This is a genomic window from Sporosarcina sp. FA15 (genome assembly GCF_051550195.1).
GTDB classification, from domain to species: Bacteria; Bacillota; Bacilli; order Bacillales_A; family Planococcaceae; genus Sporosarcina; species Sporosarcina psychrophila.
The window spans coordinates 3,514,845-3,540,000 of sequence record NZ_CP188818.1 but is presented as its reverse complement, the minus strand read 5'-3'; the positions used below and the strand labels follow the sequence as shown (position 1 = coordinate 3,540,000).

Sequence of the window (25,156 nt, the reverse complement as noted above, 5' to 3'; positions counted from 1 at the left end):
CATGTCCAGGGTGAAGGTAAGGTAACACTTACTGGAGGCCCGAACCCACGTACGTTGAAAAGTGCGGGGATGAGGTGTGGGTAGCGGTGAAATTCCAATCGAACCTGGAGATAGCTGGTTCTCTCCGAAATAGCTTTAGGGCTAGCCTCAAACTTAAGAATCTCGGAGGTAGAGCACTGTTTGGACTAGGGGCCCATCCCGGGTTACCGAATTCAGACAAACTCCGAATGCCGATGATTTATGTTTGGGAGTCAGACTGCGGGTGATAAGATCCGTAGTCGAGAGGGAAACAGCCCAGACCACCAGTTAAGGTCCCCAAGTATTCGTTAAGTGGAAAAGGATGTGGCGTTGCCCAGACAACCAGGATGTTGGCTTAGAAGCAGCCATCATTTAAAGAGTGCGTAATAGCTCACTGGTCGAGTGGCGCTGCGCCGAAAATGTACCGGGGCTAAACGAATCACCGAAACTGTGGATTGACATCTTAGATGTCAGTGGTAGGAGAGCGTTCCAAGGGCGTCGAAGCTAGACCGTAAGGACTGGTGGAGCGCTTGGAAGTGAGAATGCCGGTATGAGTAGCGAAAGAAGGGTGAGAATCCCTTCCACCGAATGCCCAAGGTTTCCTGAGGAAGGCTCGTCCGCTCAGGGTTAGTCAGGACCTAAGTTGAGGCCGAAAGGCGTAGACGATGGACAACAGGTTGATATTCCTGTACCACCTCCCCGCCGTTTGAGCAATGGGGTGACGCAGTAGGATAGGGTGAGCGCGCTGTTGGTTATGCGCGTCTAAGCAGTGAGGTGTGGAATGAGGCAAATCCCGTTCCTATAACATTGAGCTGTTACAGCAAGGGGATTTATCCCTGAGTCCCTGATTTCACGCTGCCAAGAAAAGCCTCTAGCGAGGCGGGAGGTGCCTGTACCGCAAACCGACACAGGTAGGCGAGGAGAGAATCCTAAGGTGATCGAGAGAACTCTCGTTAAGGAACTCGGCAAAATGACCCCGTAACTTCGGGAGAAGGGGTGCTCTGGTAGGGTGTTAAAGCCCGAGAGAGCCGCAGTGAATAGGCCCAGGCGACTGTTTAGCAAAAACACAGGTCTCTGCAAAACCGCAAGGTGAAGTATAGGGGCTGACGCCTGCCCGGTGCTGGAAGGTTAAGAGGAGAGGTCAGCGCAAGCGAAGCTTCGAATTGAAGCCCCAGTAAACGGCGGCCGTAACTATAACGGTCCTAAGGTAGCGAAATTCCTTGTCGGGTAAGTTCCGACCCGCACGAAAGGCGTAACGATCTGGGCACTGTCTCAACGAGAGACTCGGTGAAATTATAATACCTGTGAAGATGCAGGTTACCCGCGACAGGACGGAAAGACCCCGTGGAGCTTTACTGTAACCTGATATTGAATTCCGGTGCAGCCTGTACAGGATAGGTAGGAGCCTTGGATTCCGGAGCGCTAGCTTCGGATGAGGCGTTGGTGGGATACTACCCTGGCTGTATTGGACTTCTAACCCATGCCCCTTATCGGGGCAGGAGACAGTGTCAGGCGGGCAGTTTGACTGGGGCGGTCGCCTCCTAAAGAGTAACGGAGGCGCCCAAAGGTTCCCTCAGAATGGTTGGACATCATTCGTAGAGTGCAAAGGCATAAGGGAGCTTGACTGCGAGACCTACAAGTCGAGCAGGGTCGAAAGACGGGCTTAGTGATCCGGTGGTTCCGCATGGAAGGGCCATCGCTCAACGGATAAAAGCTACCCCGGGGATAACAGGCTTATCTCCCCCAAGAGTCCACATCGACGGGGAGGTTTGGCACCTCGATGTCGGCTCATCGCATCCTGGGGCTGTAGTCGGTCCCAAGGGTTGGGCTGTTCGCCCATTAAAGCGGTACGCGAGCTGGGTTCAGAACGTCGTGAGACAGTTCGGTCCCTATCCGTCGCGGGCGCAGGAAATTTGAGAGGAGCTGTCCTTAGTACGAGAGGACCGGGATGGACATACCTCTGGTGTACCAGTTGTCTTGCCAAAGGCATCGCTGGGTAGCTATGTATGGACGGGATAAATGCTGAAAGCATCTAAGCATGAAGCCCCCCTCGAGATGAGATTTCCCATTACGCAAGTAAGTAAGATCCCTCAAAGAAGATGAGGTTGATAGGTCTGGGGTGGAAGCACGGCGACGTGTGGAGCTGACGGATACTAATCGATCGAGGACTTAACCAATTTTGAAAAGGGCTTGATTACCCTGATTTTGTGTAGCACAATGTCTGTTTTATTCAGTTTTGAGCGAACAAGCTCAAAGAGTCTGGTGACGATTGCGAAGAGGTCACACCCGTTCCCATCCCGAACACGGAAGTTAAGCTCTTCAGCGCCGATGGTAGTTGGGGGTTTCCCCCTGCGAGAGTAGGACGCCGCCGGTCTCATTGAAAGGCCATTACCTTATAGGTAGTGGTTTTTTTGTGTTTGTTTTTAATGATAATTTGAGATCGTGTTTGGCGGTAAGTAGGAGTATGAAGTGGAAATTAGAAATTAAAAAGAGAAACGTATGTCTATCATTTAAAAATGAATCTAACTGTAATCAATTCGATTATATAATAGGCCTGTGATGCGTTATGACTGGTCAAACTGAAACAACACACGCCATCTTTCAATCCCGAATCCTTGTAATTATCTTTGATAAAGCCTATTGTTTGTAGACAACTAAAGTTAAAGGAGCTAATCCTATGAGTACAGTCTATGAATTCTCAGTCAAAAAAATAAACGGTGAAATTCAATCAATGGAAGACTATAAAGGAAAGCCTTTGATTATCGTAAATACAGCAAGTAAGTGTGGCTTTACTAGCCAGTTCAAAGAATTGCAGGAACTATATGAAGAACATAAAGAGCAAGGTCTTGTCGTACTTGGTTTTCCATCGGATAATTTCAATAACCAGGAATTCGATGACATCGAAAAGACAATGGAGTTTTGTGAAATCAATTTCGGCGTAACTTTTCCGATGTTTGCAAAAGTCGATGTCAAGGGCGGCCAAGCCGAACCACTTTTCACATATCTTACTTCCCAAAAGAAAGGGATGCTTACAGAGGGCATCAAGTGGAACTTTACGAAGTTTTTGATTGACCGTGAGGGGAATGTTGTAGAACGCTTCGCACCCCAAACATCACCACTTAAAATGAGTAATGCCATTAACGATATTATTCAGTGAATAATAGGAATACTTTTACTTGTTATCACTGACTTGACAGGTATTGTAGCCGCTGATAACCTTTTAATAATATTCAATTGAAACTAATAGGGGGTATATTGAAATGTGGGAATCAAAATTTACGCGTGAAGGGCTTACTTTCGATGATGTGTTGCTTGTACCGGGACCTTCTGAAGTATTACCTAAAGATGTGTCGCTCTCTGTCAATCTGACGAGTAAGATAAAATTAAACATTCCGGTTATCAGTGCAGGAATGGATACAGTTACTGAGTCGAAGATGGCAATTTCCATGGCACGTCAAGGTGGCCTTGGTGTCATCCATAAAAACATGAGTATTGAAGAACAGGCTGAACAAGTTGTTACGGTAAAACGCTCTGAAAATGGCGTAATTACTAATCCATTCTTCCTGTCACCTGAACATCAGGTTTTTGACGCTGAGCATTTGATGAGTAAATACCGCATTTCTGGTGTTCCAATTGTGAATAATAATGAAGAACTAAAACTTGTCGGTATCCTGACGAACCGTGATCTTCGTTTCATTCAAGATTACTCACTTGTTATCGATGATGTTATGACGAAAGAAAACCTTGTGACAGCACCTGTAGGCACAACATTGGAAGATGCAGAGAAAATCTTGCAAAAGTATAAAATCGAGAAGCTTCCAATTGTCGATGAAAATGGAATCCTTAAAGGTTTGATCACAATCAAGGATATTGAGAAAGTAATCGAGTTCCCAAATGCAGCTAAAGATAAACAAGGTCGACTACTTGTTGGTGCTGCTGTTGGTGTTACTACTGATACGATGGTACGTGTAGAGAAGCTTGTGAAAGCGGAAGTCGATGTTATCGTTATTGACACGGCACACGGGCATTCTAAAGGTGTTCTAGACGTAGTTGCTCAGATCAGACAGCGGTTCCCAGAACTTGAAATTATTGCGGGTAATATTGCCACTGCAGAAGCTACACGTGCGCTCTTTGAAGCGGGCGCTGACGTTGTCAAAGTTGGAATTGGCCCTGGTTCAATTTGTACAACGCGTGTCGTTGCAGGTGTTGGTGTTCCGCAAATTACAGCTATCTACGAATGTGCTTCAGAAGCACGTAAGTTAGGCAAAACGATTATTGCTGATGGTGGCATTAAATATTCTGGTGATATCGTCAAAGCACTTGCTGCTGGTGGACATGTTGTCATGCTTGGAAGTCTTCTCGCAGGAACGACGGAAAGTCCAGGGGAAACTGAAATTTTCCAAGGACGCCGTTTCAAAGTCTATCGTGGTATGGGATCGATTGCTGCAATGGAGCAGGGTTCTAAAGATCGTTACTTCCAAGACGATGCAAAAAAACTTGTACCTGAAGGAATCGAAGGGCGTATGCCTTACAAAGGTCCCTTGTCTGATACGATTCATCAGCTAATCGGTGGTGTTCGTGCAGGAATGGGCTATTGCGGTACTAAAGATCTGCAAGATCTGCGTGAAAAAGCACAGTTCATTCGTATGACGGGTGCAGGATTACGTGAAAGTCATCCACACCAAGTACAAATTACAAAAGAAGCTCCGAACTATTCACTTTGATAAAAGGCTTTAACCCAGGAACTAATGTTTTTTGAGTTTTAGGTCGGAATGAAGGAACTTCAGCACCTTTCCTGCGTCTCCATATGAGCAGAAAGGTGCTTTTTTGGTTTAATACCCAAAGAGTAGCCGAAATATGATAAAATGACTTAGGGAAATAGCAATGATGGAGGTATTATGGTGAAGCGAGAAATGAGACGATGGGTGGCATTTTTGTTAGTGCCGCTACTACTAATAATGACACTCGGGACGGTTCCAGTTTACGCCGACTCAGCACTAGGACTCCATGTAGATGGTGCAATATTAATTGACGCGGAAAGTGGAAAAATATTATATGAAGAAAATGCAGATACGCCACTAGGTATTGCAAGTATGACGAAAATGATGACTGAATATATCCTTTTCGAGGCAATCGAAGAAGGTAAAATAAGCTGGGATCAGGAATATAAAGTGAACGATTATACATATGCGGTTTCACAAGACCGTCGGCTTAGTAATGTTCCACTGCGGAGAGATGGTACATACACGATTCGTGAATTGTATGAAGCAGTAGCCATCTATTCTGCAAATGGGGCGACGATAGCCGTTGCAGAAACAATTGCAGGAACAGAAACTGAATTTTTGAAGCTGATGAATGCGAAAGCAGAAGAGCTTGGCTTGAAAGATTATAAATTTGTCAATTCCACGGGTTTGAATAATAGTGACCTTCAAGGAATGCATCCACAAGGGACAGGTGCAGAAGACGAAAACGTCATGCCTGCAAAATCTGTCGCAAAACTAGCTTACCATTTGTTACATGATTATCCGGAAGTTTTGGAAACGACGAAAGTCAAAACAAAAATATTCCGTGAAGGTACTTCTGATGCTATCAAAATGGACAACTGGAATTTCATGCTTCCAGGGTTTGTTTATGAATACGAAGGCGTTGACGGTCTCAAGACAGGTACGACTGACTTTGCAGGGCACAACTTCACCGGGACGGCAACACGCGATGGTAAACGGGTCATTGCAGTTGTTATGAAAGCGGTTGATGCGAAAGGTGTAGGCTCGTACAAAGCACGATTTGATGCGACGCGTGCTTTGTTCGACTACGGTTTCGGTCAATTCTCAGAAGTTGAATTTGTTCCGGCTGGTTATCAGTTCAAAGATTCTAAAACGCTCGACGTTGTCAAAGGGAAAGCGAAAACTGTCGCTGTAGAGGTAAAGGAACCGATCCGTATGATGGTGAAAACGAGTGAAAAGGATCTCTATGTACCTGAACTTGTGATTGATGAATCAAAAATGAAGGACAATGCACTTCAGGCACCTATTAAAAAAGGTACAGTTGTCGGTCATGTCAATCTCGTGAAAACAGAAGGAACGGATTATGGCTTCATTGATTCAACTAATCCGGGAGCTGATGTTGTTACGAAGGATGCAGTTGAGAAGGCTGGCTGGTTCTCGCTTACAATGAGCGCAATCGGTGACTTTTTCGCAAGCATTTGGAGTAGTGCAACAGGATTTGTAAAAGGTTTGTTTAAATAAAACATCAAGGCGAGGAATCCTTAAATGGATTCTTCGCCTTTTTCAATGGACCATGCATACATGAGATCCTCGATGGCTTGTTTAATGGCCTCTGTAGAAAGGCCGCCGAAGCCGAGAAGGAAGGATGGTTCACCTTCTTTGGGAGCTGTTCTGTAACCGTTTAAGCCGTATACGCGGATGCTTGCCTTCTTTGCTGCTATTGCTAGGGATCTTTCATTTGTTTCAGTGTGGACGGTAAGAATAATGTGCATGCCTGCTTCATCGCCTGAAAATGAAACATGCGGAGCGTAGGATGACAGGGCCTCTGTGAGAACTTGAAGTTTACGTTTATATATTTTCCGCATCCTATTTAAATGGCGTGAAAAGTGACCGTCAGCCATGAAGCGGGCCAGGATGTGCTGGTCGAGCCTTGGTACTGTTGCTGAATAATGAATGAATGCTTTTTCATAACGACTTAGTAACATAAGGGGAAGCACCATATAAGCAATCCGTAGCGATGGCATCAGAGATTTTGAAAATGTACTTAAATAAATGACGTTGCCGCCTTTATCCATACCTTGCAAGGAAGGGATTGGCCTTCCAGTATATCGGAATTCGCTGTCATAATCGTCTTCGATGATAAAATGTTCGTCACCTGATGATGCCCAGTTCAATAAAGCAGTCCTACGCGCTGCTGAGAGGACGATGCCGGTAGGGAATTGATGAGAGGGAGTCACATAGGCAACAGTCGCACCTGAGTGTTGTAGAGACCTTACATCCATCCCTTCTTCATCGACTGCAATCGGAATTGCTTCCCGGTTGTTGTGGAAAAAAACGTGATGAGTAAGCGGGTAGCCGGGATCTTCGATTGCATATGTCGCTGCCGTTCCTAGAATGCGGATGACAAGCGGCATAAGTTGTTCTGTACCTGAACCAATGATGACTTGCTCCGGCGTACAGTCAACGCCGCGGGAGTGATATAAATAGCGTGCAATTTCTTGACGAAGTTCCCAATCACCGTGAGGGTGCCCGAGAAGCAGGAGATCCTTGGAAGACTCGTCCATCACATCTTTTGCGTACTTTCGCCATTGTGTAAAAGGAAATGATTCTGTATCGATTTTACCTGGTGAAAAGTCGAAGGTTATATCTTCAATTTTTTCAACCGGCCTTTTTACGGACAGCTGCATCGGTTGGGCGTAAGCTAGTTCTTCAATTGCCTGCACATAAAAACCTTTTCGAGGTTTCGATGAAATAAACCCCTCTGCTGCAAGCTGTGCATAGGCAAGTTCAACCGTCGTCTGACTGACATCAAGAAAGTCACCAAGTTTTCGTTTAGATGGAAGTTTCATGCCAACTGGCAATTTCCCATCTGTAATATCCCGTCGTATTTGGTTGTACATTTGTTCATATAGCGGCGTATCTGTACTTTTTTCCAATTTGATTAATAGCATCTCCACAGCAACCACTCCATCTGACCCCTTCAACTTGTTTGGAACTGAGTGTTTCAATAAGGTCATATTCTATTATACTGAACAATAAGAAAAGAGGGAAGCGCCTGTTCAGAGGCAACAGGCATAAGACGGGCTGACGGAACGGCGCACTTTGCCGTATAGTCGGCACGGCTTATGACCCGAGCCTCTAGGCGCTGGACTCTAGACAATAAGAAAAGAGGGAAGCGCCTGTTCAGAGGCGACAGGCATAAGACGGGCTGACGGAACGGCGCACTTTGCCGTATAGTCGGCACGGCTTATGACCCGAGCCTCTAGGCGCTGGACTCTAGACAATAAGAAAAGAGGGAAGCGCCTGTTCAGAGGCGACAGGCATAAGACGGGTATATAGGAAGGCAGTCTAAGTTCGCGACGTCGTGTCGCAACGACTGCATGACCTGCATCCGGCAGGCCCAAGCGGCGTTCTTTGCCGTATAGTCGGCACGGCTTTCAATGATCACAGCCTAAATTCGCCGCTTCCTGCGGCAATGTCTGTGTGACCCACATCCTGTGGGCCTCCGAGCCTCTAGGCGCTGGACTCTAGACAATATAAAAAGGGGGAAGGTAACATGATTTTTAAATACGGAGGCGTCATCATGGACGTCATTAATGCGGAGCAGGCAAAAATAGCGGAGGCGGCAGGGGCAATTGCAGTAATGGCACTTGAGCGCGTCCCTTCTGATATAAGAAAAGCGGGCGGTGTTGCACGCATGGCGGATCCACGAATCATTACGGACGTACAAGGTGCTGTTTCAATTCCGGTGATGGCGAAAGCACGTATCGGTCATATTTCCGAAGCCCGCGTACTTGAGGCACTCGGTGTTGATTATATCGATGAAAGTGAAGTACTTACTCCTGCGGATGAGGAATTCCATTTACTGAAGAGCGTATACAGTGTGCCGTTCGTTTGTGGAGCTCGTGATCTTGGAGAAGCAGCGCGTCGTCTTGGTGAAGGGGCTAAAATGCTTCGTACAAAAGGCGAACCGGGAACGGGAAATATTGTCGAAGCGGTACGTCACCTTCGTATGGTGAATGCCCAAGTGAGTAGACTTGTTCATATGAATGACGACGAAGTAATGACGGAAGCGCGCAATCTTGGTGCACCTTATGAAATCCTTCTTGCCATCAAAAAACACGGACGTCTACCTGTGACAAACTATGCAGCGGGCGGCGTGGCGACACCTGCAGATGCCGCACTTATGATGGAACTTGGCGCAGATGGCGTATTCGTAGGTTCAGGTATTTTCAAATCCGAAAATCCTGAGAAATTTGCACGTGCAATTGTTAAAGCAACAGAAAACTTCAAAGACTATAAACTGATTGGTGAACTGTCTAAAGACATTGGAGAACCGATGAAAGGGTTAGAAATCGGAACCCTTCAAGTGGAAGAGCGTATGTCAGAACGCGGTTGGTAATTAATTAAGAAAAAAGTGGGGGAGAAATCCCTCGCTTTTTTGTATACTTAATTATAGGGGTGATAAGAATGGAACAATTAAAGGTCTTCGATGAAAACTATACCTATTTGAGAAATGAAAATAGAGCCAAGGTCCACTTTGAGGGACTGTGGCATGAAACCTTCCATTGCTGGCTAGTCGATGATCAGTTTGTCTATATTCAAAAAAGAAGCGCTATTAAAAAAGACTTTCCGGGATTGTTTGACATTACCGCCGCAGGGCATATTCTATCAACAGAAACTGTGGCAGATGGCATTCGTGAGGTGGAAGAGGAATTAGGCATAGAAGTCGATATAACGAAGCTGCATTCGAAAGGTGTTGTGCAGAACATTATCAAATTGCCTAACTTTATTGATCGTGAGTTTTCGAATGTCTTCTTATATGACTCAACTTTTGCAGCAAGCGAATTTTCATTGCAACAAGAGGAAGTAGAAAGTGTCCATGTCGTGGAGCGACAAGCACTAATTGACCTTTTCGTTAATGAAGTAATGACAGTTAAATGCATCAATATTTTCGATGGAACATTGGCGAAAATTGGTCTCAGCGACTTTGTTCCACACGAAAGAAATTATTTTGAACAAGTTGCACATATCTTTAAAGAGTAATCTTAAGAAAGCGGATACATTTTTTCTTTGAGTGACTTGCCAAAAAAACCAGCTTGTAGTAAAGTAAGGGTAATTTCAAACATGAGACGATGATGGGAAGCAGTAACAAGCACGTTTTTTGAAGAGAGCCGGCGGGTGGTGTGAGCCGGTAAAAACACTTGTGAATCCGTCCCTGAGTAGCCGGGCTGAAACGTTTAGTAGGCCTGAGCCGGCAGTTGAGCCGTTATTTCAATGGAGTGGATTGGACTTGGTTGTCCGGTCAATTTGGGTGGCAACGCGGGTAGTTCTCGTCCCTTTTATAGGGAATCGAGGGCTTTTTTTGTTGTCCAGCTTCAGGTGTCAGCCCCTCGAGTCACTTCCGTCTTGGTGATAAAGGCAAAAAGCACCTTTGTCAGTAAGCCTTTCAGCGCTTGTCGGAGCTAAGTGGCACCTTACGCTTTTCTTTGTTGTCCACTTTCCATTATCGTCTAAAAATTAAGGAGGAATTATTCATGCTAGATATTAAAAAAGTCCGTGCAAATTTTGATGAAGTGAAAGAGAAGCTATCTAAACGCGGAGAGGATATTTCTCAGCTCGATAAATTCCAAGCTCTTGATGATAAGCGTAGAGAATTGATTGCAAAAGTTGAAACCTTGAAAGCGGAACGTAACGAAGTATCTCAAAAGGTCGCTGAAATGAAGCGTAATAAAGAAAATGCAGATGACGTTATTGCACGTACGCGTCAAGTTGGGGAAGACATCAAAAAACTCGACGAAGAACTGCATACGGTTGAGGAAGAATTGAATTATATTATGATGCGTATCCCTAATATCCCGCATGACAGTGTTCCTGTTGGCGATAGCGAAGACGATAATGTCGAAATTCGCGTGTGGGGAGAGAAGCCTGAATTTGGATTTGAGCCAAAGCCACACTGGGAAGTGGGAACGGATTTAAATCTCCTTGATTTTGAACGTGCTGCAAAAGTGACGGGAAGCCGTTTTGTTTTTTACCGAGGACTGGGGGCTCGTCTTGAGCGCGCATTGATTAACTTCATGCTTGACCTTCATATTGAAGAGCATGGCTACGAAGAAATGTTGCCGCCGTATTTGGTGAATCGTACAAGTTTAACGGGTACAGGACAGTTGCCGAAGTTTGAGGAAGATGCATTTTTAATCAACGAAGAGGATTACTTCCTTATTCCGACATCTGAAGTGCCTGTAACGAACTTCCACCGCGACGAAATCTTGAATGTTGCACAATTACCGGTTGCATTTGCGGCGTATAGCACGAACTTCCGTTCAGAGGCGGGATCTGCTGGCCGTGATACGCGCGGTCTAATCCGTCAGCACCAGTTCAACAAAGTTGAGCTTGTTCGTTTCGTGAAGCCGGAAGATTCTTATGATGAACTCGAAAAATTGACAGGTCACGCTGAAAAGGTATTGCAGTTATTGAAATTGCCATACCGTGCGCTAAAAATGTGTACAGCAGATTTAGGATTCACAGCTGCGAAGAAATATGATTTAGAAGTGTGGATTCCAACACAAAACCTGTACCGCGAGATCTCTTCTTGTTCAAACTTTGAAGATTTCCAGGCGCGTCGTTCAAATATTCGTTTCCGCCGAGAAGCGGGTGCGAAACCGGAATACGTTCACACATTGAATGGCAGCGGGCTAGCAATTGGCCGTACTGTAGCGGCAATCCTTGAAAATTATCAGCAGGAAGATGGTTCTGTCGTTATTCCTGAGGTTCTTCGTCCGTATATGGGTGGAAAAGAAGTTATTACCCTTTAAAAAAAGAAAACGTGCAAGGCGTCATTCGACGTCCTGCACGTTTTCTTTTTTCTCCTGTCTAGGATTCAAGCTCTTGATCAAGGCGCTTACGCTTTTGGTCACTCTTTTTCCGTTCACGAATGGCCCTGAAAAATGCCGTAAGCATCTCCCCGCATTCATCCGCCGACACGCCTTCAACCACATCACATTCATGATTAAATCGTGGATCGTTCAATAAGCGATAGAGTGAGTCAACGCAACCGCCTTTTGGATCCCGAGCACCGTAGACAACACGTGGGATTCTAGACTGTAAAATAGCACCTGCGCACATTGGACATGGCTCTAGTGTGACATATAGAGTTGTATCTTCAAGGCGCCAGCTACCAATTTCTTGACATGCATCTTGAATTGCCGACAACTCTGCATGGGTAACTGCGTTTTGGGTGGTTTCTCGCAAATTATGTGCCCGTGCAATTACTTTATCCTCATGAACGATGATCGCGCCAATGGGTACTTCGCCAAGAGCCTGTGCTTTCATCGCTTCGTCAATTGCCATCTGCATATATAGCCGGTCTTTATTAAAAGTATCCAAAGTCATCACTCCTTGGTGATAGTGTAGCATTATCTAGTGGTGAATGAAGGATGTTTTCTTAATCGAGGTGTTGTCTAACTACAGCGTCCAGATGCGGGGTCAGAAGTCGGTACGGCTAGGAAGGATTAAGCTGCATCCATCCCGGATATAGGGCACTGCTTCACCGTTCCTTAAAATTGTTCCACGTGGAAAAAGTCTGAATGTTGAAGAGTGTGAAACATTTGCTACACTCTATTTTTCATTTCAACCGTGTGATAAAATAAAGAGTACTATATATTATGACGACGTGAAGGAGGATTTCTGATGTCTGTTCCGTTCATAACGGTCGAAGGTCCGATTGGAGTTGGAAAAACGTCACTTTCCAAGGCAATCGCGGACACACAGCAATTCCATCAGCTAAAAGAGATTGTGGATGAAAATCCATTTTTAAATAAATTTTATGACAACATCGAGGAATGGAGTTTCCAAACCGAAATGTTTTTTCTTTGCAATCGATATAAACAGCTTAGCGATATTAAAACCGAGATATTGAGTGAACAAAAACCGGTTGTTGCTGATTATCATATTTTTAAAAACCTCATTTTTGCAAAACGTACATTAGATCCAACAGAATATGTGAAGTACGAGGAAATCTATAAGATTTTGACGAAGGACATGCTTGTTCCGAATATAATTGTTTACCTACACGCGAGCCTAGACACACTTATGAAGCGTATTTCACAGCGTGGGCGTGCATTTGAGAAAAACATGGATCCCGCTTATTTGCAGCAACTTGCGGAAGATTACGAGACGTTCATCACGTATTTTGAATCGGCACATCCTGAAATTCCTGTTCTTCGGTTCAACGGAGATGATCTAGATTTCGTTAACAGCGAAGAGGATCTGCAATTCATTTTAGATACTGTCGATGCGACGATACGAAAAGGAGTTACATTGAATGAACTTACGTGAAAAATACGGCATCCCTCAAAATGCTGTCATTACAATTGCAGGGACGGTGGGGGTCGGCAAGTCAACGATGACGCAGGCACTTGCGGATGCACTGAATTTCAGGACATCATTTGAAAATGTCGATCAGAATCCCTACCTCGATCTTTTTTACAATGACTTTGAAAAGTGGAGCTTCCATTTACAAATTTACTTCTTGGCAGAGCGATTCAAGGAGCAGAAACGTATATTTGAATATGGCGGCGGATTTATCCAAGACCGTTCGATTTATGAAGATACAGGTATTTTTGCAAAAATGCATATGGAAAAAGGGACGATGAACCCGGTTGATTATGATACGTATACGAATCTGTTTGAAGCAATGGTTATGACACCCTATTTTCCGCATCCGGATTTGCTGGTTTATTTGGAAGGACCGCTTGACGGCATCATTTCACGTGTCAAAGAACGCGGTCGCGTGATGGAACAGGAGACACCGGTTTCATACTGGGAAGAGATGCACGGACGCTATGAGAATTGGATCAATTCGTTCAATGCATGCCCGGTATTACGTCTAGATATCAATGATTATGATCTTCTTACTAATCCGCGAGAAGTGGAAACGATTGTTGAGAAAATAGGACATTCCCTGAAGCAAACGTCACTTTTGAAAAAATGAAATCATCCCCAAAAATATAACGGATACTCTTTTTGAGGACAAAAAATTAGCAGGGCAAAACAGGGGCCAATTCGCATTAGCGGACAGGTCCCTATTTATTCAACTAACTGGCCAGTTTGATCTTTAAGCCGACAAAAACAACAAACAGGCCTTTACACGATGCGGTAAAAGAGAACTGTTCTTTTCTCTAAACCTAATCGTCTGTCTTGGATGTCAACTTGATGTCAGCCAGGTGCTTCGCGACAACCTTCTTCCCTTCTTCCACTTGCTCGTCCGTGAAACCTTTACTCGTCATATTCGACTGCCACCTTACAAGATAGTCGCTTACTCTGTCCACTCGATCTGCTGTGCTGGCCGCGGATACTTCATGGCTAAAGCTGAGTTCCTCCTCAGCCCAATCATCAATAAAGTGGGCGCTGGCTAAAACCAAAACTGAACATGCAATGGCGACTATTGAACACACTATGGCTATCACTTTGTACGGCATTCCCATTCCCCCCAGACAGCTTCTTTTCTTAACTGTACAGGAACTTCAGGGTTAATTAAAACTAAAAATTCCGATAAATAACGAGAGATACCCATTTATTTCGGAAGGAATTTCATCTTATCCATTTCCTTCGACAGCTTAATTTGTCTAATGCTGATGGTGTGTAGGGGAAATTTCTTTTTTCGCGAGTCATTAAAATTGTTGCGATAGAAAAGCGGTTAATTCGTGGGAAATACGGAAAAAGCCCTAGTACTTGGAATGAATTAGGATTCCCACTAATACCGCTTCGACGCTTTGTGGATGCCTCCCGCGATAAGCCAGAAAGGAGACCGCTTTCAGTCTTATCGCTCCGGCTACCACGAAGACGCGCCTGCGCTGGATAGTCTATGTGAGAAAGCGCATTTCATAATCAGGGATTAGACCCGCAATCTGTATTGCAAATTTCTCGAATTAAATTTATATCAAATAGTAATCACCTTACATTCTCGCCATATACATCTCAAAATCGCATTTCTCTCGATATTGAATACCCTAGCGCAGGCGCGGCAAAGGGTTCGCCAAAGCGCCAAGCGTTCTACAATTCACACCCCGAATTACACCTCGTTTATTATTGAGTGCCATGGCAGATTCAATGGGATTCTTTAACTCAACTTATCATAGAGAATGGAGAAATAATCATACATAAAAATCCGTCGATTGATGGAGAATCAGATTGATAGTCACAACTGTTGATTAACCATTTTCTCGCATAAAAAACAGGTAAGAAAGGCTTGAAAAACTCTGTTTTCACGGGATCATTTCCGGTCAGCTTTTGGCAAACCAGCCACACCCTTTTTAGTAATCCCGTTATGAATAGTTACCTGTCGCATTCCTATACATCAAAACATCTCGGTAATCGTATAGAGGTCGTTCAATCCAAAGATACTGTACAAGAAGTGCCTAGTGTTTGATTCAGTTATTTACTGGTAGTTTTTGGTTAATCAACCCATGTGATTGAAAGTAGAACTATAAACACCCATCTCACATAGAAGCATTTTCCGGGTGTGTTTAAGCCACTAATTTAAGACAAACGGCACACCATCTAATGAGATGATGTGCCGTTTTATCTATATGTATATTGAATAATTGGATACCTATATAAACTCATTAAGTGCAGGCGCCTTAACAGGGATAGCCAACCGAAAAACGAAGAATACAGTTAATGCCAAGAGGCATCCCCGAGCGTCGTAGCGTATTCAATGGCATTTCTTATTTAAAATGTATTTTCTTTGTAATCGATATAAACAGCTTAGAGATACGAAAACCGAGATATTGATTGAACAAAAACCGGTTGTTTCTGATTATCATATTTTTAAAAACCTCATTTTTGCAAAACGTACATTAGATCCAACAGAATATATGAAGTACGAGGAAATTTATAAGATTTTGACGAAGGACATGCCTGTCCCAAACGTCATTATCTACCTTCACGCAAGCTTGGACACGCTTGTAAAGCGTATTTCCCAGCGCGGGCGTGATTTTGAAAAAAACATGGATCCCGTTTATTTGCAGCAACTTGCGGAAGATTACGAGACGTTCATCACGTATTTTGAATCGGCACATCCTGAAATTCCTGTTCTTCGGTTCAACGGAGATGATCTTGATTTCGTCAACAGTGAAGAGGATCTGCAATTCATTTTAGATACTGTCGACGCGACGATACGAAAAGGAGCAAGATTGAACGAACTAACGCGAAAAATACGGCATCCCGCAAAATGCTGTTATTACAATTGCGGGGACAGTAGGCGTTGGCAAGTCGACGATGACGTAGGCGCTTGCGGATGCACTCCACTTACAGATTTACTTCCTGGCAGAGCGCTTCAAGGAACAGAAACGGATTTTCGAATATGGCGGCGGTTTTATCCAAGACCGTTCGATTTATGAAGATACAGGCATTTTTGCGAAAATGCATATGGAAAAAGGGACGATGAATCTCGTTGACTATGATACGTATACCAATCTGTTTGAAGCGATGGTTATGACACCGTATTTCCCGCATCCGGATTTACTTTCCTACTTGGAGGGGCCGCTTGACGGGATTATCTCGCGTGTGAAAGAGCGCGGTCGTATAATGGAACAGGAGACACCAATTGCTTACTGGGAAGAGATGCATGGGCGGTATGAGAATTGGATTAATTCATTCAATACGTGCCCAGTATTACGTTTCGATATTAATGACTATGATCTTATTAATAATCCTATTGAAGTGGAAACGATTGTCGATAAAATCGGGCATTCCCTGAAGCAAACGTCACTTTTGAAGAAATGAACTAAACTACAAGAATGTAGCCGGTATTATGGGCTGCATTTTTTATTTCACAAGTTTTACCCATTTTGAATAGGATGTAATGGTTACACCTGTGGGAGACTTGGGAGTTAAGAATGATTACGGATACGATTGTTAAGCAATTTCCTTATCTGTTTATTTGAATGAAACTATGGCTTAAAGGAGTGATTGTGAAGTGAACCCTTATTCGAACGGATTACCCTCTTATCCTGTCGGGCCGAGTTATCAAGGGCCATATTCACATTATACGGCGCCCGTCAGGTATATCTTAAATAACCAAACTGATGTATATGGCAGATGTTGCATAAGTAAGGCGAAAGCCGACTTTATGAGCATGAACCGGCTTCTCTGGATGGAGCATGTCAACTGGACGAGGATGACGATTATGGGCATCGTATTCGGCTTGCCGGATTTACCGTCTGTCCAAGAGCGTCTTTTGAGAAATGCGACGGATTTGGGGAATTGCTTACGGCCCTTTTATGGCGATAATATAGCGGATAGATACGCCGCACTGATTAAAGAACATTTAGTGCTAGCTGCTGAATTAGTAACGGCAGCTGCAAAAGGGGATCCGAACAAGGCGGCGGAAGCGGAGAAACAATGGTATAGGAATGCAGACGATATCGCCGACCTTTTAAGTAGCATCAATCCGTATTTAAACAAAGAAGAATTTAGAAAAATGTTTTATACGCATTTGGCTTTAACCAAACAGGAAGCAGTTTATATGCTTCAGAAAAACTATAAGGCTGATATTGAAGTGTTCGATAAAATCGAAGCGGAAGCTTTAGAAATGTCGGATTTGATAGCGGGTGGCATTGTTAAGCAGTTTCCAGGTATGTTTATGCCGCTATGTTAAGACAAATGGCACACCATCTAATGAGATGGTGTGCCGTTTTATCTATATGTATATTGAGTAATTCGATACCTAAATAAACTCATGGAGCGCAGGCGCTTTAACAGGGGGGAGCCAACCGAACGACGAAGAATATTGTTAATTCCAAGAGGTTAATCCATATAGGTTAATGGATACTTTATCTGGCTTATGGTGGGAGGAATCCCCGAGCAACGTAGCGAATTCAATGGAATTTTTTATTAGTTGGAAAGAACCGCAGATTTCAGAAAAAATTCAGCGTACAGTTCTTTTAAGATTTTTGTTTCGTCTTTTTTATGAACGCCGAAGACAAGGCTGACTTCTGATGAACCTTGGTTGATCATTTGGATACTAGCACCAGTGCGTGCGATGGCTGAGGCGGCACGTGCAGCCAGTCCAGTAGAATGACGCATTCCTTCGCCTACAAGAACGATCATGGAGTAATTAGAATGCATATGGACGTGATCCGCGTTCAATTCCTCTTTTGCTCGGCGTACAATCCGTGCTTCTTTATCCGCATTGAGAAATTTACTTCTGATGATGACAGACAAGTTATCAATACCGGAAGGCGTGTGCTCAAATGGAATTTCTTCTTCCTCTAGGATTTGCAATAACTTTCTTCCGAAACCAATTTCCTGGTTCATTAAATATTTGTCGACAAACAGTGTGGAAAATCCACTATCAGCGGCAATACCAATGACCGGCTGTGCAAAGTAATTTCGTTCATTGACGATAAGTGTTCCCGGAGCCTCCGGATTATTGGTGTTTTTAATGCACACAGGAATGGAACGACGGAATGCGGGCATTAGCGCTTCGTCGTGAAAGACGGAGAATCCTGCATAGGCTAGTTCCCGCATTTCACGGTAAGTCATTTTATCGATGCCGACCGGATTGTCGACAACATTCGGGTTGGCTGCAAAGACTGAGTCAACGTCTGTAAAATTTTCATACAGCTCAGCTTCTGTCGCTGCGGCAAGTAGAGATCCTGTGATGTCCGATCCACCTCTGTTGAATGTCCGAAGTGTTCCGTCTGTCGTGTAGCCAAAAAAGCCTGGGAAAACGATAATACCTGGTTTGTCGCGTAATTGTGCAAGCTGGTCATCGCCTTCAGGGAGTGCGCGTACCCGTTCTGGTCGTTCATTGACCAGTAGACCGGCCTCTTTTGGACACATATAGTGTGCATCCATTCCAATGTGTGTGAAGTAGGCAGCAATTAGCTTCGCGTTGTTGTCTTCCCCAGATGCTTTCAAGCAATCCATGAAGAGATTGGCGTCATTTACATCGTTAGCGAGACGTCCATGCAAATCATTTTCGATAACGGATACGATCTCCATTGAAAGACCAAGTCCTGCAGCGATCTGTTGATAGCGGGCTACTACTTCCTTAAATTCAATTTCTGTGTCTTCCCCCCTAAGGGCTTTTTCAGCAAGTTGGATTAGTAGATCTGTTACTTTTTCATCTGAGCCAAACCGTTTGCCGGGTGCTGAGACAACAATGATTTTACGACTGGGATCAGTTTTAACGATTTGAGCGACTTTTTTTATTTGATCGGAAGACGCTACTGAAGTACCTCCAAATTTGCAAACTTTCACAACTATCAAATCCTTTCTATTATATAATGGGATGAATGTATTTATTCTATGACTTTATCACAAAAAGGTTGTTATTATCCGAATATTTCACTATAATGTCTTTATGCAAAGAACAATTGTTTTTTCATAGTGTACATACAGTTAGGAGAATCGTCAATGAGAAATGAAATTAATATTGGATTATTAGGATTTGGGGTTGTCGGCAGCGGGGTGGCTAAAATCTTGCAAGATCACCAAGAAGACCTCCATCATAAACTTGGCGTTCCTGTCAAAATTAAAAAAGTTCTTGTGAAAAATTTACATAAAAATCGGGAAACAACACTTTCATTGGAAACATTCACGGATAATTTGTATGAAGTGCTTGAAGACTCGTCTATAGATTTAATAGTAGAAGTGATGGGCGGGACCTTCGATGCGAAAGAAGCGATTGAAAGTTCCCTGCGCGCTGGAAAAGGTGTCGTAACTGCCAATAAAGACGTTATGGCAGAATTCGGACCTGGATTATTGAAGCTGGCGGATGAAAACAAGTGTGATCTGTTTTACGAAGCAAGCGTCGGGGGCGGAATCCCGTTAATTCGCACCCTTGAAGATGGACTTGCTTCTGACCGAATCCGTGCATTGACAGGTATTGTGAATGGAACAACGAACTTCATCTTAACAAAAATGAAACATGAAAAAATGTCTTATGAAGATGCATTGGCAGAGGCGACAGCACTTGGTTTTGCAGAGGCAGATCCATCGGCGGATGTTGATGGCATTGATGCAGCGCGCAAAATGGTTATTTTGGCTTCATTGTCTTTCTCAACCGAAGTCCGTCTAGGCGATGTTTTTGTGAGAGGGATGAAGGAAATCCAAGAAGGCGATCTAGAACTGGCTGAGCAGTTTGGCTATACGGTGAAGTTAGCGGGGTCAGCTAAGAAGAATGAGGATGGTATTGAAGTAGCTGTAGAGCCTGTGTTTTTCCCGAATTCGCATCCTTTGGCATCAGTGAACAATGAGTTCAATGCCGTATATATTTATGGAGATGCAGTTGGAGAAACAATGTTCTATGGACCGGGGGCTGGATCAATGCCGACTGCCACGTCTGTAACGGGAGATATTATTGCAGCGTGCCGTAATTTGCTGCTAGGTGTCAACGGCAAAAGGTTACACGCACCTCAGTATGAGCGAAAAGTGAAAAGTGATAGTAATAAGTTCGCACGTTATTTCCACCGAATTCGCGTGAGAGACGAAGTAGGTGTCCTGACGAAATTAACGTCTATTTATAGCAAGCACGGTGCAAGTCTGGCGACGGTTGTTCAGCATTCCGATAAAAAGGCGGCTGACGCGGACCTGATTTTCATCACGCATCAAATTTCGAGACAACAGCATTTAGATATTGTGAATGAATTGAACGAGACACCAAAGGTAATCGGCGTACTAAGCCATTACCGGGTAGAGGGGGAAGAATGATGAAAAGATGGAATGGATTAATTGAGGAATATAAAGAATGGTTACCGGTGACAGAAAATACGCCGGCGTTAACGTTGCAGGAAGGGAATACCCCTCTTATTCACATGCCAAATTTATCTGAACAATGGGGCATTAACCTTTACGTGAAAACGGAAGGAACGAATCCAACTGGTTCATTTAAAGACCGGGGCATGGTTATGGCGGTCGCAAAAGCGAAAGAAGAAGGAAAAAAAGTTCTTATTTGTGCATCAACGGGTAATACGTCTGCAGCGGCGGCGGCATACGGTGCTCGTGCTGGAATGCGGACAATTGTAGTTATTCCGGAAGGTCGAATCGCACTTGGCAAGTTGGCTCAGGCGAAAATGTATGGCGCAGAAATTGTAGAAATCGAAGGCAACTTTGACGAAGCATTGGCTATGGTGCGTGCGGCTGGCGAGGGAGACGTTGCGCTCGTGAACTCGGTTAACCCGTATCGTCTTGAAGGTCAAAAGACAATTGCGTTTGAAACGATTGAGCAACTTGGAAAAGTACCGGATATTTTTGCACTTCCGGTTGGGAACGCAGGTAATATTTCGGCGGCTTGGAAAGGTTTCAAAGAATATGCTGATAAGAAGGGTACTGAGTTACCGGTTCTTCTTGGTGTACAAGCCGACGGAGCTGCACCGATTGTTTATAATCGCGTATTCGAAAACCCCGAAACGGTTGCAACGGCAATTCGAATCGGTAATCCCGCAAGTTGGGAACTGGCGAACAATGCCTTGGCGGAGTCGAATGGAACAATTCTCGCTGTAACAGATGAAGAGATTTTAGAAGCATATAGTTTAATCGCTTCATCTGAAGGTGTTTTTGCAGAACCAGGCTCGTGTGCTTCAATTGCGGGCGTTAAAAAACAAGTGGAGAGCGGCTTGTTGAAAAAAGGTTCAACTGTAGTTGCTGTATTGACGGGTAACGGTCTAAAAGATCCAGATACAGCAATTGAAGTAAATAAAGAGAAACCAATGATGTCACGGGAACAATTTGATGCGTTTCTTAGTGAGTTAAAGGCGGGGGCAAAGTAATGGCAGAATCCAATTTTTCCGTTGTCGTACCTGCATCGACGGCAAATCTTGGGCCAGGCTTCGATAGTATCGGACTTGCACTTAATCTTTATATGACGGTGAATGTATCGCCGTCAGAGGATTGGGAAGTTACGTATAAAGACGATGGTTTTGAAGATTTACCGACCGGTGAAAATAATTTAATTGTGAAGACAGTTACTAATATAGCTGAGCGAAAAGGGCGTGTTGCACCAGCATCACGACTTATCATTCAGTCGGATATTCCGCTTGGTAAAGGACTTGGAAGCAGTGCAACGGCAATTGCAGCAGGAATTGAAATTGCAAACCAACTTCTTGAATTGAATCTTTCCGCGAAGGAAAAAGTGCTTCTAGGTAGTGGATATGAAGGGCACGCGGATAATATCTCGGCTGCACTTCTTGGGGGAGTGACAATTTCTTATTTTGATGGCGTGGAAATGGATGTCGTTCATATAAGAGAACCAAAAATGGGAGCTGTGATACTTGTTCCGCCTGAGGCATTGCTGACGGAAGCATCTAGGGGGCTTCTGCCAGGCCAACTCTCACATTCAGAAGCAATACGTAGTAGCGCAGCGGGGAATGTACTTTCAGCAGCGATTGCCCGGGATGATTGGGAAACGGCGGGGCGTATGATGGAAAAGGATATCTTTCATGAGCCGTATCGTAAGAAGTTATTTCCTGAGTTCGACCGGATCCGTGAAGTTTGCCACGAGTACGGTGCGTATGGCATGACAATTAGTGGAGCGGGTCCTTCTCTTTTCGTGGCTGTGAAACAAGGTAACGAGGGCGAATTGGCAAAGCGATTGGCAGTTGCGTTCCCGTACTATGGTTGTATTGCTGTCAAACCGTCTAATGCGGGTGCTGTGGTTAATTGAATAGAGAAAAGCGCAAGCGCCTCGGTAGACCCGAAAAGCGCTGGCCGACTAAATTCGCCACGTCCTGTGGCAACGTCGGCACTAGTACGTCCTGTACGTCGGAGGGCCTGAAGATAAAGGCGCTCTTTGCCTTTAACTTCAGGACTGAAGCGACAGAGGAAGGCAGCTTAGGATCGCGACATCCTGTCGCAACAGCTACATGACCCACGTCCTGTGGGCCCAGGGGCTAGGCGCTGGAGTCTAGACAGAACAAAAAAGAAGCGGACCAGTAAAATGGCTCCGCTTCTTAAAGTTTAATTACTATAATAGGCAAAATAAAAATTCGTTATCTACTAACGAATTCGATTTCAAGCATATACGTTTAGTTGAAAAAATGGAGGAGGTAGAGGGATTCGAACCCCCGCGGGATTTGACTCCCCTGTCGGTTTTCAAGACCGATCCCTTCAGCCGAGCTTGGGTATACCTCCGTATCAACAACTAATAATTTATCATGTTTGAAATGAAGTGTCAACAGTTTTATAAAAATAACTTTGTTCACATGATATTAATTGATTTAATCTAGCAGATTGAGTATACTTGTAAATGCCGTGCTAGGTGGGGAGATAGCGGTGTCCTGTAACTTGCAATCCGCTCTAGCAAGACTGAATCCCTTCCCGAGGCTGTCCGTATTGTAGGGTCTGCCTCTTGCACGCAGTGTTGACGTTTGGGTCCCGCGCAATGGGAACCTATGAACTATGTCAGGTCCGGAAGGAAGCAGCATTAAGTAGAATTTCTCATGTGCCGCGGGGTCGCCTAGACCGAGCTGGCGACAGGAGTAACGCTTATGTGTGGCTGTCGGAGGAAGGTGCACGGCATTAATTTCACAATTCGACTCGTCCGTTTCTGCGGACGAGTTTTTTGTTGCGCTAATAAAGGATTCGTATAGGCGTTTGTGCTATAATGGAAACATTAGCGCATTGCGTCAAAAGGAGAGGAAACTGTTGGTGTATCAAGCTTTTTACCGCGTATATCGGCCTCAATCATTTGCTGAGATGTCCGGACAGCAACATGTGAAACAGACACTTCAGAACGCCCTCCTTCATAATAAGACGACACATGCTTATCTTTTCTCGGGTCCAAGAGGTACAGGGAAGACAAGTGCGGCGAAAGTTTTTGCGAAAGCGTTAAATTGCGAAAATGGTCCAGCAAAAGAACCGTGCAATGAGTGTCCGACGTGTATCAGCATCACGGAAGGATCGAATACGGATGTCATCGAATTTGATGCAGCTTCGAACTCACGTGTTGAGGAAATGCGAGACATTATTGAAAAGGTACGGTTTGCCCCGTCGAATGCTCGTTTTAAAGTATATATTATCGATGAGGTACATATGTTATCAAATTCGGCATTCAATGCGCTTTTGAAAACTCTTGAGGAACCGCCATCGCATGTCGTATTTATCTTAGCAACCACAGAACCGCATAAACTACCATTGACGATTATTTCGAGGTGTCAGCGCTTCGATTTTAAACCAATTACACCGGCTGATATTACTAATCGAATGAAGACGGTACTTGCGGATACGGGTATTGAGTCTGATGAAAGTGCTTTGAAAGTAATTGCGCAGGCGGCTTCTGGAGGAATGCGTGATGCACTCAGTATGCTTGACCAAGTTGTGTCGTTTAGTGGAGACAAGATAACAATTGAAGATGCACTGCTTGTAACCGGATCAATTGGTGAAGACATTTTCCATCAGTTGGCGGAAGCGCTACTTGGTAAAGACGCTGGCATGGTACTGACATTGCTTGATCGACTTATTGCGGAGGGAAAAGATGTTTCCAGGCTAGCAGAAGATTTAATCACGTTTTTCCGGGATCTTCTTCTTCTGCGAACAGCACCCAGCTTAAAAGATTTACTCGAACTCATACCTGGCGATGAACGGTTTGTAGAAATGGCACAACGATTTGAAATGGATACGTTGTACTTATTCATTGACATACTGGCAAAAACGCAACAGGAAATGCGGTTCTCCAATCATGCAAAAGTCTATATTGAGTCTGCCTTTTTGAAAATGATTCATCTTGACAGCCCCGTGCAGGTCAGTGGAGGCAATCATGCCATTGATCCGGGGCTTACGCAGAAGGTAGCAGATCTTGAGCGCACAATTATGGAGTTGCAACAGCAGATGTCTAGTGGTGGAATGAATAAGCAGACGGCTGCAGATCAATCCGCTCAACCACGGAAAAATGCGTCAAAATCGTCGCAAGGCTTCAAAGTTCCGACAGGTAAAATTCACGAAGTATTGAAATCTGCGACAAAACAAGACATCCAGACGATTCGGGAAGAATGGGCGGGGATGATGCAGACAATGCAAAGGTCACATGCCGCGCTTCTCGAAGAGACAGAACCAGTCGCAGCATCAGAGAATGCTTTTGTGTTAAAATTCAAATATGAAATCCATTGCCTCATGGCGTCTGAAAATCCGTCACTTCGGTCGGGCTTGTCAGATGCCTTACGTTCACGAACCGGGAAAGCATATGAAGTCGTGTATGTGCCTGAAGAAGGTTGGTTGAGTGTAAGGGGAGACTTCATTCGGAAAAATGGGCTCGCTAAACAACAAGAGCCGGAAAGTTCTGATGAAGGGGTGCCTGGTGAAGAAATGCTTTCTTTCGTAAAGGAAGCAGAACAGGAAAATGCGGATCCGATTGTAACTGAGGCGGAAAAGATTTTCGGTAAAGATTTCATAGAAGTCCATGACGATTAAAA

The 25,156-nt window shown here is 44.4% G+C and carries 16 protein-coding genes, 1 tRNA gene, 2 rRNA genes, 1 other RNA gene, 2 pseudogenes and 1 other annotated feature (1 of these 23 running past the window's edge); of the genes and pseudogenes, 18 read left to right on the top strand and 4 right to left on the bottom strand.

Annotation, left to right across the window (positions count from 1 at the left end; genetic code table 11):
• The 5 genes from ACP8HG_RS16740 to ACP8HG_RS16720 form a co-directional block, all read left to right on the top strand.
• Positions 1-2,195, top strand: a 23S ribosomal RNA gene (locus ACP8HG_RS16740); it begins 737 nt to the left of the window's first position.
• An 81-nt stretch (positions 2,196-2,276) separates the two neighbouring features.
• Positions 2,277-2,392: ribosomal RNA gene (rrf, locus tag ACP8HG_RS16735) — 5S ribosomal RNA — on the top strand.
• Positions 2,393-2,695: 303 nt separating this feature from the next.
• Positions 2,696-3,175 carry a glutathione peroxidase gene (locus ACP8HG_RS16730; RefSeq protein ID WP_187046277.1) on the top strand — a complete coding sequence of 160 codons (480 nt, stop codon included), beginning with the start codon at positions 2,696-2,698 and terminating at the stop codon, positions 3,173-3,175.
• Between the two features lie 103 nt (positions 3,176-3,278).
• Positions 3,279-4,742, top strand: coding sequence for an IMP dehydrogenase (gene guaB, locus ACP8HG_RS16725; RefSeq protein ID WP_067213783.1), 1,464 nt, complete (start codon positions 3,279-3,281; stop codon positions 4,740-4,742).
• 174 nt (positions 4,743-4,916) lie between these two features.
• The gene (locus ACP8HG_RS16720) at positions 4,917-6,263 is read left to right on the top strand and encodes a serine hydrolase (RefSeq protein ID WP_067213782.1); all 1,347 of its coding nucleotides are present in this window, start codon (positions 4,917-4,919) and stop codon (positions 6,261-6,263) included.
• A gap of 20 nt (positions 6,264-6,283) precedes the next feature.
• Here the strand turns inward: ACP8HG_RS16720 and ACP8HG_RS16715 are convergent, their stop codons facing one another.
• Positions 6,284-7,699, bottom strand: coding sequence for a PLP-dependent aminotransferase family protein (locus ACP8HG_RS16715; protein WP_067214115.1), 1,416 nt, complete (start codon positions 7,697-7,699; stop codon positions 6,284-6,286).
• Between the two features lie 599 nt (positions 7,700-8,298).
• Here ACP8HG_RS16715 and pdxS point away from each other — a divergent pair.
• From pdxS to serS, 3 genes are all read left to right on the top strand, one after another.
• Entirely contained in the window at positions 8,299-9,144 is an 846-nt protein-coding gene (gene pdxS, locus ACP8HG_RS16710; protein ID WP_438297257.1) for a pyridoxal 5'-phosphate synthase lyase subunit PdxS, read from the top strand.
• Positions 9,145-9,212: 68 nt separating this feature from the next.
• Positions 9,213-9,788 carry an NUDIX hydrolase gene (locus tag ACP8HG_RS16705; RefSeq protein ID WP_338654424.1) on the top strand — a complete coding sequence of 192 codons (576 nt, stop codon included), beginning with the start codon at positions 9,213-9,215 and terminating at the stop codon, positions 9,786-9,788.
• A gap of 80 nt (positions 9,789-9,868) precedes the next feature.
• Positions 9,869-10,086 (top strand) — a binding site (T-box leader).
• Between the two features lie 193 nt (positions 10,087-10,279).
• Positions 10,280-11,557, top strand: a complete 1,278-nt coding sequence (gene serS, locus ACP8HG_RS16700; protein ID WP_338654427.1) for a serine--tRNA ligase — start codon at positions 10,280-10,282, stop codon at positions 11,555-11,557.
• A gap of 58 nt (positions 11,558-11,615) precedes the next feature.
• Here the strand turns inward: serS and tadA are convergent, their stop codons facing one another.
• Entirely contained in the window at positions 11,616-12,128 is a 513-nt protein-coding gene (gene tadA / locus ACP8HG_RS16695; protein ID WP_338654429.1) for a tRNA adenosine(34) deaminase TadA, read from the bottom strand.
• 303 nt (positions 12,129-12,431) lie between these two features.
• Here tadA and ACP8HG_RS16690 point away from each other — a divergent pair, with 303 nt between their 5' ends.
• From ACP8HG_RS16690 to ACP8HG_RS16670, 5 genes and pseudogenes are all read left to right on the top strand, one after another.
• Positions 12,432-13,079: a deoxynucleoside kinase gene (locus ACP8HG_RS16690; RefSeq protein ID WP_067213777.1), complete on the top strand. Its 648-nt coding sequence runs from the start codon at positions 12,432-12,434 to the stop codon at positions 13,077-13,079.
• Positions 13,066-13,734 carry a deoxynucleoside kinase gene (locus ACP8HG_RS16685; protein WP_067213776.1) on the top strand — a complete coding sequence of 223 codons (669 nt, stop codon included), beginning with the start codon at positions 13,066-13,068 and terminating at the stop codon, positions 13,732-13,734. Before ACP8HG_RS16690 ends, ACP8HG_RS16685 begins: the two co-directional genes overlap by 14 nt.
• A 1,723-nt stretch (positions 13,735-15,457) precedes the next feature.
• Positions 15,458-15,928, top strand: a pseudogene (locus ACP8HG_RS16680) (deoxynucleoside kinase); the annotation flags it as partial.
• Positions 15,929-15,965: 37 nt separating this feature from the next.
• Positions 15,966-16,529: pseudogene (locus ACP8HG_RS16675) on the top strand (deoxynucleoside kinase).
• 193 nt (positions 16,530-16,722) lie between these two features.
• Positions 16,723-17,403 (top strand): hypothetical protein, encoded by a 681-nt coding sequence (locus ACP8HG_RS16670; protein ID WP_187046273.1) that lies wholly within the window; start codon positions 16,723-16,725, stop codon positions 17,401-17,403.
• 236 nt (positions 17,404-17,639) lie between these two features.
• Here the strand turns inward: ACP8HG_RS16670 and ACP8HG_RS16665 are convergent, their stop codons facing one another.
• On the bottom strand, positions 17,640-19,010 hold the full coding sequence (locus tag ACP8HG_RS16665) for an aspartate kinase (RefSeq protein WP_338654435.1): 1,371 nt from the start codon (positions 19,008-19,010) through the stop codon (positions 17,640-17,642).
• 156 nt (positions 19,011-19,166) lie between these two features.
• On the opposite strand from ACP8HG_RS16665, the gene ACP8HG_RS16660 reads away from it, so the two are divergent.
• Genes ACP8HG_RS16660 through thrB form a run of 3 tightly spaced genes read left to right on the top strand, consistent with a single transcriptional unit; the run spans position 19,167 to position 22,413 of the window.
• Positions 19,167-20,462: a homoserine dehydrogenase gene (locus tag ACP8HG_RS16660; protein ID WP_067213774.1), complete on the top strand. Its 1,296-nt coding sequence runs from the start codon at positions 19,167-19,169 to the stop codon at positions 20,460-20,462.
• Positions 20,462-21,520, top strand: a complete 1,059-nt coding sequence (gene thrC / locus ACP8HG_RS16655; RefSeq protein ID WP_067213773.1) for a threonine synthase — start codon at positions 20,462-20,464, stop codon at positions 21,518-21,520. Before ACP8HG_RS16660 ends, thrC begins: the two co-directional genes overlap by 1 nt.
• A complete protein-coding gene (gene thrB / locus ACP8HG_RS16650; RefSeq protein WP_338654438.1) occupies positions 21,520-22,413 on the top strand; it encodes a homoserine kinase in 894 nt (297 codons plus the stop codon). The genes thrC and thrB overlap by 1 nt, the downstream gene beginning before the upstream one ends.
• 374 nt (positions 22,414-22,787) lie before the next feature.
• Here thrB and ACP8HG_RS16645 read toward each other — a convergent pair.
• A tRNA-Ser gene (locus ACP8HG_RS16645) sits at positions 22,788-22,880 on the bottom strand.
• Between the two features lie 118 nt (positions 22,881-22,998).
• Between ACP8HG_RS16645 and ffs the strand changes: the two genes are divergently transcribed.
• Together ffs and dnaX are read left to right on the top strand one after the other, a co-directional pair.
• Positions 22,999-23,265, top strand: an RNA gene (gene ffs / locus ACP8HG_RS16640) — signal recognition particle sRNA large type.
• A 179-nt stretch (positions 23,266-23,444) separates the two neighbouring features.
• Complete coding sequence (dnaX, locus tag ACP8HG_RS16635; RefSeq protein ID WP_421103224.1) at positions 23,445-25,154, top strand: DNA polymerase III subunit gamma/tau; 1,710 nt, start codon at positions 23,445-23,447, stop codon at positions 25,152-25,154.
• Positions 25,155-25,156: the final 2 nt, after the last annotated feature.